General features: G+C 45.0%; 16 protein-coding genes. 6 read left to right on the top strand and 10 right to left on the bottom strand.

Annotation, left to right across the window (positions count from 1 at the left end):
* Positions 1-7 precede the first annotated feature (7 nt).
* A complete protein-coding gene (locus GVV58_RS06930) occupies positions 8-1,426 on the top strand; it encodes an efflux transporter outer membrane subunit (RefSeq protein ID WP_159516231.1) in 1,419 nt (472 codons plus the stop codon).
* A gap of 69 nt (positions 1,427-1,495) precedes the next feature.
* Here the strand turns inward: GVV58_RS06930 and GVV58_RS06925 are convergent, their stop codons facing one another.
* Positions 1,496-3,331 (bottom strand): tetratricopeptide repeat protein, encoded by a 1,836-nt coding sequence (locus tag GVV58_RS06925; protein ID WP_159516230.1) that lies wholly within the window; start codon positions 3,329-3,331, stop codon positions 1,496-1,498.
* 98 nt (positions 3,332-3,429) lie between these two features.
* Positions 3,430-4,200, bottom strand: coding sequence for a tRNA threonylcarbamoyladenosine dehydratase (locus tag GVV58_RS06920; protein ID WP_005172727.1), 771 nt, complete (start codon positions 4,198-4,200; stop codon positions 3,430-3,432).
* A 171-nt stretch (positions 4,201-4,371) separates the two neighbouring features.
* Here GVV58_RS06920 and GVV58_RS15635 point away from each other — a divergent pair, with 171 nt between their 5' ends.
* On the top strand, positions 4,372-4,620 hold the full coding sequence (locus tag GVV58_RS15635; RefSeq protein WP_005095625.1) for a hypothetical protein: 249 nt from the start codon (positions 4,372-4,374) through the stop codon (positions 4,618-4,620).
* 36 nt (positions 4,621-4,656) lie between these two features.
* Here GVV58_RS15635 and orn read toward each other — a convergent pair whose 3' ends face one another.
* Positions 4,657-5,214: an oligoribonuclease gene (orn, locus tag GVV58_RS06915; RefSeq protein WP_004278381.1), complete on the bottom strand. Its 558-nt coding sequence runs from the start codon at positions 5,212-5,214 to the stop codon at positions 4,657-4,659.
* Positions 5,215-5,338: 124 nt separating this feature from the next.
* On the opposite strand from orn, the gene rsgA reads away from it, so the two are divergent.
* The 4 genes from rsgA to secB all read left to right on the top strand — a co-directional run bounded on the left by rsgA (position 5,339) and on the right by secB (position 7,671).
* A complete protein-coding gene (gene rsgA, locus GVV58_RS06910) occupies positions 5,339-6,397 on the top strand; it encodes a ribosome small subunit-dependent GTPase A (protein WP_005095621.1) in 1,059 nt (352 codons plus the stop codon).
* A gap of 93 nt (positions 6,398-6,490) precedes the next feature.
* The gene (locus tag GVV58_RS06905; RefSeq protein WP_005095619.1) at positions 6,491-6,898 is read left to right on the top strand and encodes a rhodanese-like domain-containing protein; all 408 of its coding nucleotides are present in this window, start codon (positions 6,491-6,493) and stop codon (positions 6,896-6,898) included.
* An 18-nt stretch (positions 6,899-6,916) separates the two neighbouring features.
* A complete protein-coding gene (gene grxC, locus GVV58_RS06900) occupies positions 6,917-7,174 on the top strand; it encodes a glutaredoxin 3 (protein ID WP_100329331.1) in 258 nt (85 codons plus the stop codon).
* A gap of 38 nt (positions 7,175-7,212) precedes the next feature.
* On the top strand, positions 7,213-7,671 hold the full coding sequence (gene secB / locus GVV58_RS06895) for a protein-export chaperone SecB (protein ID WP_004278389.1): 459 nt from the start codon (positions 7,213-7,215) through the stop codon (positions 7,669-7,671).
* Positions 7,672-7,881: 210 nt separating this feature from the next.
* Here the strand turns inward: secB and GVV58_RS06890 are convergent, their stop codons facing one another.
* From GVV58_RS06890 to GVV58_RS06860, 7 genes are all read right to left on the bottom strand, one after another.
* A complete protein-coding gene (locus tag GVV58_RS06890; RefSeq protein WP_005095616.1) occupies positions 7,882-8,688 on the bottom strand; it encodes an enoyl-ACP reductase in 807 nt (268 codons plus the stop codon).
* 127 nt (positions 8,689-8,815) lie between these two features.
* On the bottom strand, positions 8,816-9,640 hold the full coding sequence (locus tag GVV58_RS06885; protein ID WP_159516229.1) for a TatD family hydrolase: 825 nt from the start codon (positions 9,638-9,640) through the stop codon (positions 8,816-8,818).
* Positions 9,637-10,599, bottom strand: coding sequence for an RsiV family protein (locus GVV58_RS06880; protein WP_005172733.1), 963 nt, complete (start codon positions 10,597-10,599; stop codon positions 9,637-9,639). Before GVV58_RS06880 ends, GVV58_RS06885 begins: the two co-directional genes overlap by 4 nt.
* Before the next feature lie 49 nt (positions 10,600-10,648).
* Positions 10,649-11,473, bottom strand: a complete 825-nt coding sequence (locus GVV58_RS06875; RefSeq protein WP_159516228.1) for a hypothetical protein — start codon at positions 11,471-11,473, stop codon at positions 10,649-10,651.
* 107 nt (positions 11,474-11,580) lie between these two features.
* Positions 11,581-13,173 (bottom strand): peptide chain release factor 3, encoded by a 1,593-nt coding sequence (locus GVV58_RS06870; protein WP_005095608.1) that lies wholly within the window; start codon positions 13,171-13,173, stop codon positions 11,581-11,583.
* A 299-nt stretch (positions 13,174-13,472) separates the two neighbouring features.
* A complete protein-coding gene (locus GVV58_RS06865; RefSeq protein ID WP_159516227.1) occupies positions 13,473-15,323 on the bottom strand; it encodes an EAL domain-containing protein in 1,851 nt (616 codons plus the stop codon).
* Positions 15,324-15,770: 447 nt separating this feature from the next.
* On the bottom strand, positions 15,771-17,957 hold the full coding sequence (locus tag GVV58_RS06860) for a carboxy terminal-processing peptidase (protein ID WP_100329248.1): 2,187 nt from the start codon (positions 17,955-17,957) through the stop codon (positions 15,771-15,773).
* Positions 17,958-18,010 lie beyond the last annotated feature (53 nt).

The following is an 18,010-nucleotide window of genomic DNA, read 5'->3' as shown; positions in this document are numbered from 1 at the left end:
ACCTGATATGCAAATGAATTTAACCAAGCTTGCCAGTGCCCTGTTGCTGGGAAGCTCGCTGACCGGTTGTGCGGCAGTGGTAAAAACACCTTATGAGCAGCCTGCGATCAATATGCCGGGCAACTTTCAAAATAATAAGGTTTTAAGTCAGCAGATCCATGCCGACATTCTGGCAGATCAATGGTGGACCTTATTTAAAGATCCTCAATTGAACAGTTTGGTCGATCAAGTGCTGGCGCAGAATACAGATCTGGCGGTGGCTGGCATCAGTTTACAGCAGGCGCGCATTCAGGCCAGACAGGCACAAAGCCAGCAAGGCGTCCGTGTCGGTGATGCACGAATTTCAACGGGCCAGCGTTTTGATCTGGAGGGTGGCAGCAATGCTTCGACGGGTCTTTCACTGGGCTATCCGGGCTTAAGCTATGAACTGGATCTGTTTGGCAAACTGGCCAATCAGACTGAAGCGGCGCGCTGGGAAGCCTTGGCATCTGCACAGGACTTACAGGCGACAGCGCAGAGCCTGATTGGCACCACGGCACAGCTTTACTGGCAATTGGCTTATTTAAATGAGCGTTATAGCGTGGTACAGCAAAATCTGGCAACGGCGCAAAAAACCTATGATCTGGTGCAGGTACAATATCGTGCCGGTGCGGTGTCCGGTCTAGATTTAACCCAGGCCGAACAGGCGATTCAAAGCCAGCAAGCCACCTTAAGCCAGATTGAGCAGCAACGGGTGGAAACGCGTACCGGCCTCGCAGTATTGCTGCATATGCCAGTACAACAGCTTTCTATTCAGGAGCCAAGCCGTTTACCGAATATTCAATTACCGAGTATTCAGGCCGACTTACCCGCGAGTTTATTGTCCCGTCGTCCCGACCTCCAAGCGACTGAACTACGTTTGCGTAAAGCGCTGGCCAATAAGGATGCCAACAAAGCCAGTTATTATCCTTCAATCAGTCTGACTGGGAATTTGACCACAGGTATTGGCAGCAGTACCTCGCTTTCAAATGCGTTGAAGAATCCGGTGGCGACTTTAGGTGCGGGTCTGACCTTGCCCTTCCTGCAATGGAATGACATGAAACGTGATCTGCAAGTCAATGAGCTGGAATATGAAAAAGCGATTATGCAATATCGCCAGACCATGTATGAAGCCTTTGCCGATGTGGAAAATGCCTTATCGAACCGGACTGAAATCAGTAAGCAAGTCACTTTGCAGCAACGTAATGTCGAACTGGCTGAACGTACCGAACGTCTGACTGAAGTACGTTATCGTAATGGCGCGGTGGCGTTAAAGAACCTGCTAGATGCGCAGGAAACCACACGGAATGCACGGCTGTCTTTGGTACAAACCCGACAGAACCAGTACAATGCCTATGTGACTTTAATGCAGGCATTAGGTGGCAGTCCAATCCAGCAATTACCTTAAACAAAGCTTGAACCATAAAAAAACCGCTGTCTAACAGCGGTTTTTTATATTGCGTGATGTCAATAAAAATTACTTCATTTGCAAATAGGCATGCACATTTTTCAATAATTCAGTTGATCGCTCATGCCCGAGCAAACTGCCTTTTTCCAGCCAGTCCCGCGCGACTCCAATATCGCGTTCCACCCCAATTCCCTTGGTATATAAACGTCCCAGATGACTATAAGCATCGGCATTGACCTGCGCTGCCGCCTGACGGTAATACTCTACCGCCTGTTCGATATTTGCCTCAGTGCCTATGCCATTTTCAAACGCTTCCCCCAGCGCATTCAGTGCCACACTATTCTGCTGAGCAGCCGCTTTTTGCAGATAGCTCAAACCTAAGGCAATATCCTGCGCAATCTGTTTTCCTTTAAGATACTCCAAGCCCAATTCTGCCTGTGCCTGTGCATGTCCCAGTTGTGCAGCCTGATGCAGATAACGATTGGCCTGCTCTGGATTAAGGATAAAGACCGGATAAAGACCTGACAGAGCCTGATACAGGAACCAGGCTGCTTCCTTGGAGCCTTTCGCAACCGCCTGATTCAGATATTGAGTGGCTTTGTCGCGTGTCGGCAATGGATATTCCGCCAGACTATAAAAACGCCCGACCACATAAATTAAATCTGCCTCAGACTGAGCCTCGATCTGCCAGTATTGCTGGGCCACTGCCTGAATCATGCGGGTGGCTTTGGCTGTGTCTTTTACAGTACCGATGCCATTTAAATAACACAGTGCCAGACCCATTTGTGCATAAGCATCATCGGAACTGAGCTGAAATGCTGCCTGATATAATTCAAATGCCTTTTGCGGCTCATAAGCCACTAGATGCTGTTCAAAATACAGCGCGGCAATCATGCATAAAGCGGGCGGATGCTGAGTATTGGCAGCTTCAGACCAGTAACGAAACGCCATGGTTTCATTTTTATCGACATACCAGCCATGAAAATAAGCCAGTCCAATTAAAGTCTTGGAATGCACATCGGCATGTTCTTTGGACTGCTGCATCAAATGCTGGAACACGCGCTGACGCTGGTCGGTATCGATACGGCCTTGCAGTACGCCAGCATAATAATCATAGAGACCTTTTTGATCACCAAGACTGATACAGCGTTTAATAAATTGCAGGGCTTGAGTCTGGTCTTGGGGCAGCCTCTGTCCACGCGCATAATCATCGGCGATCTGCTGATTGGCAGCCAGATGATCTTGCTGCGCAGCTAAAAACAGATAATGAATTCCCTGAACCAAATCTTGAGCCGCTGAATCTGTTAAATAATACTGCGCCAGTTGATACTGCGAATTGCTATGTCCCTGCCCGGCATTTTGAATGAGTAAGGCCAAGCGCTGCTGTTCAGCGTTCTTCTCTTCTGGATTTGTTTCTGTAGTGGAAGAAAGTTCAGTGATGCGGTACTGGGCATCCAGATTGCCACGGGCTACGGCATGTCGGTACCAGTACAGCGCCTTTTCCGGGTCAGCCATTTGATAGCGTTGCTCCTCATGAATCTGCCCCAGATGATAAGCTGCGTCATCACTGCCCAGATGAAAGGCTTTATCGAGATAACTGATGGCTGTTTCCGTATTTTGCGCATGTCCCAGACCCTGCAAATGCATCAGCCCCATGCCGACATAAGCCTGTGGAATTTCCTGTTGCTGGGCAAGATTCTGGTAAATCTGATAGGCGCGTGCATAATTCGGATGTTCAGGATCTGAACTCAAGCGCGCCGCATGCTTGAGCTGTGCATCAAGCTGCTCAATCCATAGATCATGCTGCACAGCTTTGGCCTGATCACGTTTCACCGGATCCGGACGTTTCCACATCCAGATTCCCAAAGCCCCTATCCCCAAAATCAATACCAGCAAGAACCACATAACTGCTCCAAAACATTATTTTTGTTCTGCAAATGAATCCTTTCATTCTAAACGCCGTCTCAAAAAAAGCACATATCTTGTGCTTTTTATTTTGTAAATCAGGCTTTTGCTCTTTTACTATCCAGCTTCTTCAAGCCTTCTGCCACAGCGACCATGGCAAAGCTTGATGTCACCACCACGGCAGAGCCATAACCACCACAGCGCAAGCCGGCACTGGCACAGACATCGGCACTCGAGAACGGATTATCGATTGAATAGACACAGGTAATGCCGAATTTTTCTTTAGGTTTTTTACAAATACCTTTGCCGCGTAACTGGGCACGCAATTTGGCCAGCATCGGGTCCTGTTCGGTTTTAGATAAGTCTGCGACACGAATTTTCAGGGGATCCAGTTTACCGCCTGCCCCGCCCGACACAATCAAGGGAATCTTGTTAAAGCGACAATGCAGCATCAAGGCAAATTTGGCCTTCACATCATCAATACAGTCGAGAATTAAATCAGGATTACCTGCTAAAATTTCTTTGATATTTTCCGGCGTCAGATAGTCATCAATCAGATTAATCTTGATCCGTGGATTAATGGCATGACAACGCTCGGCCATCACTGCAATTTTTTCATGGCCCAAGGTCGTGCTCATGGCAGGCAATTGACGATTAATATTGGATGCCGCCACCACATCCATATCGACCAAACTCAGCTCGCCCACACCGCTACGTGCCAGCGCTTCTACTGCCCAAGAACCGACACCACCGATGCCAATCACCATCACATGACTTTTTTCATAATGACTGAAGCTGTCTTCTCCATAAATTTTGGCAACACCCGCAAAGCGGCGCTCATATTCATCGTCTTGAAGCAGTTCAGTCATAAGTCATCAATAGCTGTTAAATCACGGCTTATTTTAGCAAAGTCAGCATTTTTTTACTGCTTCTAAAATTTTGATACAAAATCTATCAGCAAAATCAGAAAGATAAATTCAGGAACATTTATAATTGGATAAAATTCATACATAAAACTTTAAATATGGGAGTCAAACACTGTGCTGATCAATGCTCTTTTGGCTCTCAATTTTATCCTGATCACTCTACATTTTTATTTTTACAGTAGCCAAAAACAGAAAAACTATGCGCTGAGTATTTTTATTCGTTTGCTGATTTTAGGCCTATTCGGATATGTGATCCTAGATCGCCATGAAACCCAGACCCATCTGATTTTGGTACTGATATCCTGGGTGATATTTGAACTGATTGAGAGTTTATATCAAAAGAAAAAAGCATCAATCTCATAAAAAAAGAGGCTTGCGCCTCTTTCAATCCATCTAAACTTAGTCTTTATTCATGATAAAGAAATATTGACGATAGTATTTCAGTTCGGCAATTGAATCACGAATGTCATCCATCGCCAGATGCGAAGCATTTTTCTTGAGACCACTCATAATTTCTGGACGCCAGCGTTTTGCCAGCTCTTTCACTGAAGATACATCCAGATTACGGTAATGGAAATACTGCTCCAGCTCAGGCATCAGGCGATGCAAGAAACGGCGATCCTGACAGATCGAGTTGCCACACATCGGGGATGACTTTGGATTGACCCATTTTTTCAGGAATTCAATGGTTTGCTGTTCTGCATCCTGAGCCGTCAGTTTACTGCGACGCACCCGTTCAATCAGACCCGATTGACCATGTTGACGAGTGTTCCACTCATCCATGGCATTTAACAGACGTGCAGGCTGATGCACCGCAAGCACAGGACCTTCTGCCAGAATATTCAAATTGTCATCGGTTACAATCGTCGCAATTTCAATAATTTGGTCATTGTCTGTGTCTAGACCTGTCATTTCAAGGTCAATCCAAATCAGGCGGGTATCAGCGGTGCTGCTCATAAATGTGCAATCTTATTGGGTTTAAAAACAACTATAGTAGCAAATTAATTACATCTTGGGTGTCATTCGGGGGCTGCTTCATGCTATTTTTGCCATCTGATTTACCCGGTTTTTTAGGATATGAATGGCCTTAATACGTAAGCGTCGTCTGACAGAGCAACAACAGCGCCGCATTCAGAAACAACAGAAAACACGTCAAGAAGATCTCGATACCTCCAGTGATCTGGAAGGTTTGGTAGTGCAACACTACGGCCGCCAACTTGAAGTGCAAGCTTTGTCTACTCCTGACATTCACCCTGAAAAACCTGTGGTCGCCGATGGTGAGCCTGAACCTTTCTGGAAAGAAATTGAACTAGGCAGCGTCTGGCGCTGTCATACCCGAACCAATCTGGATTTACTGGTCACGGGTGACCGGGTTAAATGGCAAGCCGATCCGAATACCGGTTTAGGAATTATTACGGCGATTCATCCACGTAAATCCTTATTGACCCGTCCTGACCGCTATCACAAGGTTAAACCGGTAGCGGCCAATATTTCACTGATTGTGATTGTGTTTGCACCATTGCCTGAGCCAGCACCGGGCCTGATCGACCGTTATCTGGTGGCCTGTGCCGATGCCGATATTCCTGCGCTTCTAGTGATGAACAAAGCCGATTTGTTAAAAGAGAACGATCCAATTCTGACTCTGCTACAAGAATATCAAGACCTCGGTTATGAAGTAATGCAAACCCAGTCCGATGGTGATCTGACTGTATTGTCCAATCGTCTGGAAAATGAAACGGTGGCTTTTGTCGGTCAATCGGGTGTCGGTAAAAGTACGCTGATCAATGCGATCGTGCCAGATGCAGCCCAGAAAACCAATATTATTTCGGAAAACTCGGCACTCGGTCAGCACACCACCACCTCAACCCGCTTGATCGGTTTTGGTGAAGGTGCTGCCCTGATCGACTCTCCGGGAATTCGTGAATTTGGCCTGTGGCATCTGCCTTTAGATAAGGTACAAATCGGTTTTCCTGAAATTGAAAACCTGCTCGGACACTGTCAGTTCCGGAACTGCACGCATAAGCATGAAAAACAATGTGCTTTACGTCAGGCCGCGAGTGCGGGTGAAATTTTACCGCGCCGACTGGACAGCTATTTGCGTTTAATCGATGAAATCACTGAAGCACAGCAAAAAAATTAATTTTCTTGTGCCTCAACCCTTGAAGCGGTGATTTTGATCACCATATTTATGAGCTATACTCTTGGCAATTTTAAAATTGTAATTAGGTGAATTGTGGAACGTTGGTTCGAGTTTATGGGGAATCACCCCTTCTTATTTGGAACACTCGCGGTATTGGTAGTTTTGTTCTTCATTATCGAAGGTCAACGTAACGGTCGTAAAATTTCTCCGCAGTCGCTGGGAATTTTAGTCAAAGCAAAAAATGCCATGCTGATTGATTTACGGGATGCCAAAGACTTCCGTGAAGGTCATATCAGCGGCAGCCGTAACATTCCATATAGCCAGATTACAAAGCATGTTGAAGAGCTGAAAGCATCTGATCGCCCTTTGGTGTTCATTTGCAACCTTGGACAGGTGGCTGGTACTGCGCTACAACAAGTGGGTCATGCCGATGCATACCGTCTTGATGGCGGCATCAGCAACTGGAAAGCCCAAGGTTTACCTTTGGTGAAAAGCAAATAATCCACGAACAGGAGATTGATCATGGCTGACGTTATTGTTTATTCAACGACTGTGTGTCCTTATTGCGTGCGTGCAAAACAGTTGCTTGAGCGTAAAGGTGTCGCATATAAAGAAATTAATCTATCTCAAGAAGCACCTGAAGTACGTCTTGAATTGATGCAGCGTACCAATCACCGCACTGTGCCACAAATTTTTATTAAGGATCAATTCATCGGTGGTTTCGACCAGCTTTATGCTTTAGAGCGTGAAGGCAAACTCGATGAATTACTGGCTTAATTCTATTAAAATCATCACTTTATATTAAGGATCAAAGAATGAGTGAAGAACAACAAGCTCAACCACAATTGGCATTAGAGCGTATTTATACCAAAGATATTTCTTTTGAGGTTCCTGGGGCGCAAGTTTTTACCAAGCAATGGCAACCTGAGTTAAACATCAATCTTTCTTCTTCTGCAGAAAAAATTGATGAAACTCATTTTGAAGTGGCTTTAAAAGTCGTTGTTCAAGCGACCAATGAAGGTGATACTGCTTTTATCGTCGACGTGACTCAAGCCGGTATCTTCTTGGTAGATGGCGTTGAAGAAGAGCGTCTTCCATACATCCTGGGCGCATACTGCCCGAACATTCTGTTCCCGTTCCTGCGTGAAGCAGTGAATGATATGGTGACTAAAGGTAGCTTCCCACAGTTGCTGCTTACCCCAATCAACTTCGATGCTGAATTTGAAGCCAATATGCAACGTGCACAAACTGCCGCTGTAGATGGTCAGGCTTAATCGCTGTCCTGCAAATCTAAAAAAGACCGCATATGCGGTCTTTTTTATGGCCTTGAGTGAATTCCCCCTTTATCAAAGGGGGAATGAGGGGATTTTGCTCATTTACTCTTTTTTTAAAGAAAGGGTTTAGCAAGATTAAAGAAAAATAATCCCTCCTAACCTTCCTTTAAAAAAGGGAGGAACTCTCCCCCCACGGCAGAGAATAGACTTTTATTCCGCATCCGCCATTAAATCAGCGCTCATACCCACGGTATTGAAACCGGCATCGACATACAGGATTTCACCGGTAATGCCATTGGCCCATGGCGAGCACAGGAATAATGCTGCATTGCCGACATCTTCAATCGTTACATTACGTTTTAATGGCGCAACTTTTTCATTTAAGTCGAGCATTTTACGGAATGATTTAATGCCTGAAGCAGCCAGAGTACGGATTGGACCCGCAGAGATGGCATTGACACGAATACCTTCCTGACCCAAGCTCGAAGCTAAATAACGAACACCGGCTTCTAAAGAGGCTTTGGCCATACCCATCACGTTATAGTTCGGCATTACGCGCTCAGAACCTTGATAAGTTAGCGTTAACAGGCAGCCTTGACGAACTTGTAGCAAAGGCTTTGCCGCACGTGCCATCGCGATAAAGCTATAGGCACTGATGTCATGTGCAATATTGAAACCTTCGCGGTCTGTGATTTCGGTAAAGTCGCCATCCAAAGTATGCGCCGGTGCGAAACCGATAGAATGCACTACGCCATCCAGACCATCCCAGTGTTTCGCCAGCTCAGCAAATGCATTATCAATATCAGCATCTACCGCCACATCACAAGGAAAAACCAGTTTTGAACCAAACTGTTCAGCAAAGTCATCTACCCGCTTTTTCAGCTTTTCATTTGGATAAGTAAAAGCCAATTCAGCACCTTCACGATGTAATGCCTGAGCAATACCAAAAGCAATGGATAATTTACTCGCAATACCCGCGATCAAGAAGCGCTTACCCGCCAAAAGTCCTTGTGCCATGTGAATCTCACCTAAAAGAATATATATGCATGATGCCAAGTCTGAGGCATTTTAGAAATTGCATAATGCATCTTTTTTTAACAGATACCAAATTACAGCAGATACAGCCGAGCAATAAAAACCGGCATTATTCATCGGCCAAATTCAAAACCTGATGGGTATTCTGCCAGAGCTGCTGTGCCAATTTGGCTTGATCTTGCCCTAAGCTTTGTGCCAAACCTTCCAGTACATAAGGCAAGTTGGCAGGTGTATTGCGGGTACGTTGCTCACCTGACTGTTGACAGCATAACGGCGTCATATCCGGACAATCGGTTTCCAGCACCAGATGTTCTGCACCGACTGCCTGTACCACCTGATGCAGTTTTCTGGCATTCGGATTGGTAATCTGACCAGTAACACCAAGCTTAAACCCCAACTTGACAAAAGCCTTGGCTTCCTCGACACCTCCGCCAAAGGCATGTGCGATTCCACCCTGTTTAAACTGATGCTGTTTTAAAATTTGTAAAACTTCTGCATGTGATTTACGGATATGCAGCAAAATCGGCTTATCAAATTGTTGTGCCAGTTCAATTTGTGCAGCGAAAAAATCTTGCTGCTTTTGAAAAATTTCAGGTTGTTTATGCTGCTTTAAAAATGTGTCGAGACCGATTTCACCAATGGCAATGCATTGTTCATTTCTAAGTAGCTGCTCCAGATCATATAAATGTTCAGCCTGATGCTGTTCAATATAAAACGGATGCAAGCCGGGTGCCAAGTGGCTATGCGGTGCATTTTCCAACCCGTTGATAAAATGGTGGGTTTTTAACAAATCCTGAAAGCGGTTTTGCAAAAAGCCAATTAGAACCAGATGTTCCACACCTACCGCTTTGGCCGCATAGGCCAGATGTTCCCGATCAGGATCAAAATCGGGAACATCAAAATGGGTATGCGTATCGAACAGTTTTAACTTCATTCGGCTTTAGATGCTAACGCTGGCTGTGCCTCAGAGGCTGCTGTTTCAGCTTGCGGCAGATATTGCGGTTTTAGCACGCCTTGTAGCTGCGCATAAGGAATCATTAAGCGCGGCAAACCCACCACATAAGGTCCGATTTCATATTCGGCATATTGTAAGATCAAACCTTCTTTGGCCAGATAAAAATTATCGGTCAGTATGAACTTCCAGGCCTGTTCATATTCAGCGACATCTTTTGCCAGCTTGGACTCCATGACCCAGACTTTAAAAGCCTCATACGCCTGTGCTTCGAGTTTGGCTTTTTGCTTCTCGGCAATAATGTCATCCAGCTTGACCAGTGTTTGCTGTTCAAGATCAAAATTATAATAGCGCTGTGCAGATGCTCCGTGCGCACCTCCCAGATAATGGCTACTGTTTAGCACCACAGTCGCCAATGGATCACCCGAATTCAGAATCTTGGGCTTAATCATCAGGCTAATGCTATGACTGGCACTCAGTGCTTTGAGCTCCTTGTCCAGATTCAAGAAGGTCTGCATAGAAGGCTGAATTTGCTGCTCAAGCTGCTGTTTTGGTGTAGTGACCGTCGACAAGGCTGTTTTTGGTTCAGAAGCAGCCACTTCGGCTTCACTGGCAGCAGTGGCTTTTGCCGGCTCAATCGCATCGACAGACAGGATATTTTTTAACTGTTGCAAAATCTGCTGATCGATCCATTCATCAATAAAGCGCTGATTACTGTTCAGGCGTTCAATCGAAATTTCCGGACAGTTTTTACCCTCACACTCTGGAATCACCAGCTTGAGTTTTTCGGTATCACCACTAAGTTTCAGGACTTCTGGCTCGGTTTGTACCACTTCAGGAGAAGTCGGCTCTTTCGGCTCATTGCTCTTCGGCTGACATGCACTCAGTAAAACTGCGGATGCCAGTATCGATAGACAAAAAATATTCTTATATTTTGGCATTCATTACCCTTTTCAAAACGTGTAATTAATCCTGAGAGGATTACGACCTTTAGAACATATTCCGATAGACTTCGGCTTTCAAGACCTGTTGTGTTTGTTCTTTTGTTAAATAGATATCCAGTTGTTTGGCATCTTTGCTAATGTCATGACTGCGATAATGCAGACCAATCCCTTCCTGATCGAAGAACCACTCAGCCTGCCCCCAATACAGTTTTTTCGGTGCTTGCTGCTGAACCTCGTGATTATTGTCCTTTAACCATTTTTCATAAGCGGTTTGAATGATCTTGTCCATTAACAACTGTTGTTTGGGATCGATAATATCCAGTGGGGTCAGCATTTTTTGTTGTTGACGATCGGCTACAAAAAAATAATAGCGCTCATACACACTGATATTTTCCTGTTTACTATCAATACCAATTTGCAGCAAGACATATTGATTACGCTGATAGGGAATGCGGGTATACAGCGATAATTCATAAGCCTGATTGAGCTGGAGTTGAGCCTGCCAGGCATCCGATTTTTTCACATAGGCATTCATCGCCTGTTGTAAACTCATATCCTGTTTTAAGCCAATTTGATCCTGAATTACCTTGGCCTGCTGTTTTTCGATCCAGTGATTCATCCATGGATCAGCCGTATATAAAGTCTGGATATCGACATTGATACAGTTTTTGGTTTCACAAAATGGCAAGGCGATCTTGGCCGGTTGTTCTTGAATATTCAGGTAAGGCAAAATACTGGCACTTTGCTTAACTGGCGTTGTTTTTCCATCCGGCTGGTCAAGTTCCGGTTCTTTTTCGCTTTTATCACAGCCACTCAGGACAAGACTTAAACCAATGACAGCACCGAGGGCGGCTTCCTTGCTGAACTTCATTTTTAAACAATCTATCAGGTTATGAATAGTTTAAATGTAACATAAAACAAAACAGCTTCCGGAGAAGCTGTTTGATATTTTTAGACGATATTTGAATGCCTGAAAGTTTAGTGTTCGCGCGTATTATGGAACACGATGTCCGGATAACGTTCTTGCATGAGCTGTAAATTCACTCGGCTTGGCGCAAGATAAGTCAAGTGACCACCGCCATCGACTGACAACTGGTCGTGGGCCTTTTTCTTAAATTCGTTAAATTTTTTCTCGTCATCACAAGACACCCAACGAACAGTATTGATGTTCACGGGTTCGTAAACACAGTCAACTTTATATTCTTCTTTCAAACGATACGCCACCACTTCAAACTGAAGTACGCCCACTGCACCCACGATCAGGTCATTATTATGCTGTGGCATAAATACCTGTGTTGCACCTTCTTCAGACAACTCTTTCAGGCCCTTTTGCAACTGTTTCGATTTCAAAGGATCTTTTAAGCGTACACGACGGAACATTTCCGGTGCAAAGTGCGGAATACCTGTGAACTGTAGCTTTTCACCTGAAGTAAAGGTATCACCAATCTGAATGGTGCCGTGGTTATGCAGTCCGATAATATCGCCCGGCCACGCTTCTTCCAGATGCTGGCGGTCACCGGCCAGGAAGGTTAAGGCATCACTAATCCGCACATCTTTATCCAGACGTACATGCTTCATTTTCAGGCCTTTTTCATATTTACCTGAACAAATTCGCATGAATGCAATACGGTCACGATGTTTCGGGTCCATATTGGCCTGAATTTTAAAGACAAAACCGCTAAAGCCTTCTTCATCAGCTTCGACAACACGAGCCTGAGTAGGATGGGCCTTCGGCGGCGGTGCATATTGACTGAAGGCATCCAGCACATGGTCAACCCCAAAGTTACCTAAGGCTGTACCGAACAATACCGGCGTTTGACGGCCTGCCAGAAATTCTTCACGATCCAATGGCTCATTGGCCATTTGCACCAGTTCAAGTGATTCTTCAAATGCAGCCCACGCCAGCTCACCAACTTTCTCACGAAGATCCGGATAGTCATAACCATCACGTATTTCGATTGTAGGAATGGTTGAACCAAAACCGGTTTTGTAAATGTAGAATTTTTCTTCGATTAAATTAAATACACCGGCAAAATCACGCCCCGTACCCAATGGCCAGGTGATCGGAACACATTTAATTTTCAGAACGTTTTCGATTTCATCCAGAAGCTCGAGTGGCTCACGGATTTCACGGTCCATTTTGTTAACAAAAGAAATAATCGGTGTATCGCGCATACGACACACGTCCATCAATTTAATGGTCCGGTCTTCCACCCCTTTTGCACCATCAATCACCATTAATGCCGAGTCGACGGCGGTTAAGGTACGATAGGTATCTTCCGAGAAATCTTCATGTCCCGGGGTATCGAGCAGGTTGATCATCTTGTCTTTGAACGGGAACTGCATCACCGAGGTCGTGATCGAGATGCCACGTTCTTTTTCCATTTCCATCCAGTCCGATGTAGCGGCCCGGTCAGACTTACGGCTTTTCACCATACCTGCAACCTGAATCGCCTGCCCCCATAACAGCAGCTTTTCTGTCATGGTGGTTTTACCGGCATCGGGGTGGGAAATAATGGCGAATGTACGTCGCTGAGCGACCTGCGCCGCTAACTCATCTTTAAAACTCATGGAAAATACCTACTGCAGAACCGCAGTGCTCAAGATCAAAAACGATCAATATGAAAATTGGCGATATTGTAGCAGATTTCTAAAGCCAATAAGTATGCCCACGGCTGAAGGAAATGACAGTATTTATAAGATCTACACTTGCTGACTGCTGGATTTTTCAGCCCAGATTGAGTCGGAAATAATACGGTTATGAAGCTTAAATATGGGAGTTTGTGTCATTCAACTGGCCTGCTGAATAACGCTAAATATAGGTCCACCGTACTCTTTAGTACCGTATTAGTAGCGTATAAAAATTCAAATTAAGATAGGAAATCCTGTGTTTCCAATGACTCGACTGGCATCGGCTTTGCCAGCAAATAACCTTGTAATTGCTGACAACCGAGTCGAGTCAAAATATCTGCTTGCAGCGTGGTTTCTATGCCTTCAGCGGTCACTTTTAAACCCAGTTTAATCGCCAGCCGAATAATGCTTTCCAGAATCATTTCTTCTTTAGAGCCGACGCTAAGATCCTGAATAAACTCTTTATCAATTTTCAGTTCATCCACGGGCAGATTTTTTAGATATAAGAAGCTGGAATGTCCGGTTCCAAAATCATCAATCGCCAGCTGGATACCGATATTACGTAATTGTTCAAGGGTACGAATACTGGCATCGATATAATGCATGGCGGTCGATTCAGTAATCTCGATCATCAAGTGCTGCGGATTGATCTTATAGCGTTTAAACAGGTTTTGCAGATTAGCTAATAGATGCTTATGCTCAAACTGCACCGCAGACAAATTCACGGCAATCGGGAAAAAGTCAGTATTATTTTTTTCCCAGAGTTGGATCTGTTTGCAAGCCTGCTCCAGTGCCCAATAGCCCATCTGAATAATAAGCCCAGTTTTCTCAGCGCCATGAATAAACATATTGGGACCCAGTAACCCATGTAATGGATGCTGCCAGCGAATCAGGGCTTCTACCCCACAAATTTTTCGTTCACTGGTAAATTTAGGCTGATAAAACAGTACAAATTGCTGATCTTCAACTGCTTTATACAGATCATTAATCAGCTTGCTCTGGCTCTTGGATTCATGCTGATCAGAAGAAAAATTAAAGACTGAATAGGTATTGCGGCCCTGATATTTAGAACTGAGCATTGCTGCATCGGCATTCACCAGTAAATCTTGCAGATTTTTGCCATGCTCCGGATACATCGCGATTCCGATACTGCCCGAAATATTAATGGTTTTGCCATCAATCAGGAAGCTGTCCTGAATCAGATTTAGAATCTGCTCTGACATTTCTGAAGCTTTGCTGACGGACGTGTTTTCCAGCACCATCAGGAACTCATCGCCACCAATTCTAAGCAGCTTGGAACGGTCACCCCATAACTGATGAATACGCGCAGTCAGTTGAATCAGCAACTGGTCTCCGACCTGATGACCAAACACATCATTCACCGCCTTAAAACGATCCAGATCAATATATAAAAAGGCAATTTCCTGCTGATGTTGTTGCTTGGAAAACAAGATATCTGCGTATTCAGCCAGGTATAAACGGTTGGGTAATTTGGTGAGATTATCCTGGATATTTTGATTTTCGAGCTCTTTATTGGCCCATCGCAGTTGGCGATTCAGAGATGCCAGACGCAATTCTGAGAGAACCAGACGAATCATGGCAATCAGTAACAGAGCACTGATTAACACAACCGCGAACAACAGATCATAAGTCGCATGTGAAGATTCTGTGATTGGCGTAATCTCTGTTCTCTCAAAGTTGGCCCTAAGACTACTTGTATAGTGCATGGCTGAGACCCCGAGACTCATCACCACGATCGCGAGAGCCACTCGGGAAAATGACCAGATGCTTTGGATCATTAAGCAGAGGGTAAAAATAGAAGCCGTAAAGACACTCAAATAAGAGAGCAACATCCAGCTGAAATCAAAATGATAGACATGACTTAAATGAATTGCTGTCATCCCAATGAAATGGATCGACCAGATCAATAGCCCCAGTAATGCGGCCGTTGCAAATAGCATGAGTGTTGCAAATTTTCTTCGCGACTCACGCCACCATATTTTTTGAATCGGCATCAAAAAATAGCCAGCGACGAAAGCAAAGAGAGTTGATCCGATGACCAGACTGATATCATGCTGAATAGGGATCATATAAAATGTTCCGTATTGGTCATCATTGTTATTATTCCCCTCACGTGTATTTCTATTTCCACCTGGTCAAGTTTAAAGCCGTCAGAATCGTAAAGTTGACAAGCAATGCACATGTGTCGCTGTGCAAAGCCTCTGGTTTTAAATAAAATTAGAATTTATATTTTTTTAATTCAGGGTCGAGAACAGATTCTGAAATCATGATGAGCATCAGCATAAAATATGACTTCTATCTTATGAGTCTTGAAAATTTTAGCAAATGTTTAAATCTATTTTTCCAGTTTATTTATTCGACCACCGTCACAATTTTTTTCTTTTTATTTAGACAGCTAGCAATTCATGTGAAAAATTTATTCTGATTTTTAAATAGCCGGATATCATAAAAAAATAGCCTGTCGAAACAGGCTATTTTTTTAGATCCTTAGATACTTAAATGGACATGCTTAAAAGTTACTGTTTGGCCTGTAACTTGGCATAATCCAGCAACACATGTGCAGCTTCGATCACAAAGGCTTCTTCTTCAGGAAGCGCCGGACGCTCTTTGGCTTTCATTTTGGCACGGGTTTCAATCAGTGCATCCATTGAAGCCTGATAAGTTTCCCAGTTCGGATAAGGTTTAAGACCTGTAGCCATACGGCGGGTATTTTCTGCCTCCAGCGTTTTTTGCTCCATGGCAATCAACTCTGCTTTACGCTGTTGCAAGTCCAGTACCTGACGCTTTTCTTCCTCGGCTTTTTTCATCACCGCCTTACGCTGTTCCAGATACTTGAACTGAGAATCCAGCACGACCCGTTGCTGAGAAAGTTTAGCCAATTCAGGTACATATTTCTGTACTGCACCTTCACGTTTAAACGGTGCGGTTGGAATGGTATCCCACTGCAAGGCATTTTTAGCCTTACGCTCACCAAACTCTTCATTATAAATATCGACCAGTTTAATGTCTGGCACAACCCCTTTATTCTGGGTACTACCACCAGTCACCCGGTAGAATTTACGCTGTGTCAGTGTCGCCTGACCATGGGCCAAGCTATCCAGTTGCACCTGCGCCGTACCCTTACCAGTGGTGGTACTGCCGATCACAATCCCACGTTCATAATCCTGAATCGCTGCGGAGTAAATTTCGCTGGCCGAGGCAGAGGCCAGATTGATCATTACTGCCAAAGGACCCGCATAGGTTTGTGCACCGCCATCATCATCTTCAAAGACGCTAACATTGCCATTACCATCACGAATCTGCACCACTGGGCCAGATTTAATCACCTGCCCCAACATACGTGCCACTTCTTCTAGTGAGCCACCCGGGTTATTACGCAAATCGACAATAATCCCGGCAACATTTTTGGCCGCCAGTTCTTTTAAAGCCTTATTGGTATCTTCAGAGACTGAACGATAATCTGTACCGGCACGACGTGCACGATAGTTCAGGTAGAACGACGGGATTTCAATCACACCATATTGATATTTCTTGCCATCGCGCTGAATGTCGACAACACGCGTACGCACACCGGCATCTTCTTCCTGAATCACATCACGGGTAATGGTCACGTTACGTGCCTGCCCCATGGTCGCGCCTGCACCGAGTAAACGTAGAGTGACTTTAGTGCCACGCTTGCCGCGAATCAGACCAACAATTTCATTGCTTGGCCAGCCAATCACATCGACCATCTGTTCGCCATCCTGGGCTACACCAATGATGCGATCACCCGATTTCACCTGACCGGATTTACTCGCAGGACCACCTTCGACAATGGTTTCAATCTTGGTGTAATCTTCATTGCCACGTTCAGGACGAATCGAGACCCCGACCCCTTCGAGCTGCAAAGTGGTCTGACGATTCAGCTCCATCGCATCTACAGGCGGGAAATAATTACTATGCGGATCATAGGTCAGCATCATCGCATTCAAGGTCTTGTCGAGCACATCATCACTCTTGATCCGGCTGACACGTTCCAGCTGACGGGTATAACGCTTGGTCAAGGTTTGTGCAGGCGTCAGATCTTCAGGACCGGTAAGGTCTTGTCCATTGGCCAGTTCTGGATTGGCCTTCAGTGCTTTCTGTTTGGCCTGTTCTTCTTCTTTACTGATGGTCAGATTGATCAGCTGGGACACCAGCATTTTTGACCAGTGCGCGCGCTGTTCAGCCTCAGTTTTAAAGAATGGTGCTTTTTCACGATCCGTTTCGATATAGACATTTGGCTGATTCAGGTTCTGCGGTTTTTTCAGCTCATCCAGCATATAAGTATAGAACTGGGTCAGGCGCTGACGATATTGCGCATGGATTTCATAAGAACCCGACAAATTGCCAGCTTTCAGGTGAGCACCAAAATTGGCCCCATAACGTTTCTTGTAATTTTCAACTTCTGGTGCCAGAAATAAGCTATGTTCCGGATCCAGACTATCGATATAGAAATCGAAAATACGCTGCGAAGTCTGGGCATCCAGACGCATATTCAAATAGTGCTGACGATCCACCAGCGTCGCCAGTTGACGTGATACTAACGCCTGTTCTTGAGATGGCTGAATGGCTTTGCTGACCACTTCTGCACTATTGGCTGCAATCGCATCATTCACGACATGGGTAAAAAAGAAGCCACCTGTCGCAATCGCAACGGCGCAAGCTATCGTTTGAAATTTCATAAATAATTCGTACTTCCTTGGCCTAGAGACCAATGTGACCGTGTTGCTTTTCG

The sequence above is a fragment of the Acinetobacter sp. 18QD2AZ41W genome (assembly GCF_009829025.1).
Classification (GTDB): Bacteria; Pseudomonadota; Gammaproteobacteria; order Pseudomonadales; family Moraxellaceae; genus Acinetobacter; species Acinetobacter pseudolwoffii.
The sequence above is the reverse complement of the archived record's forward strand: the minus strand, read 5'-3'. Positions and strand labels throughout refer to the sequence as shown.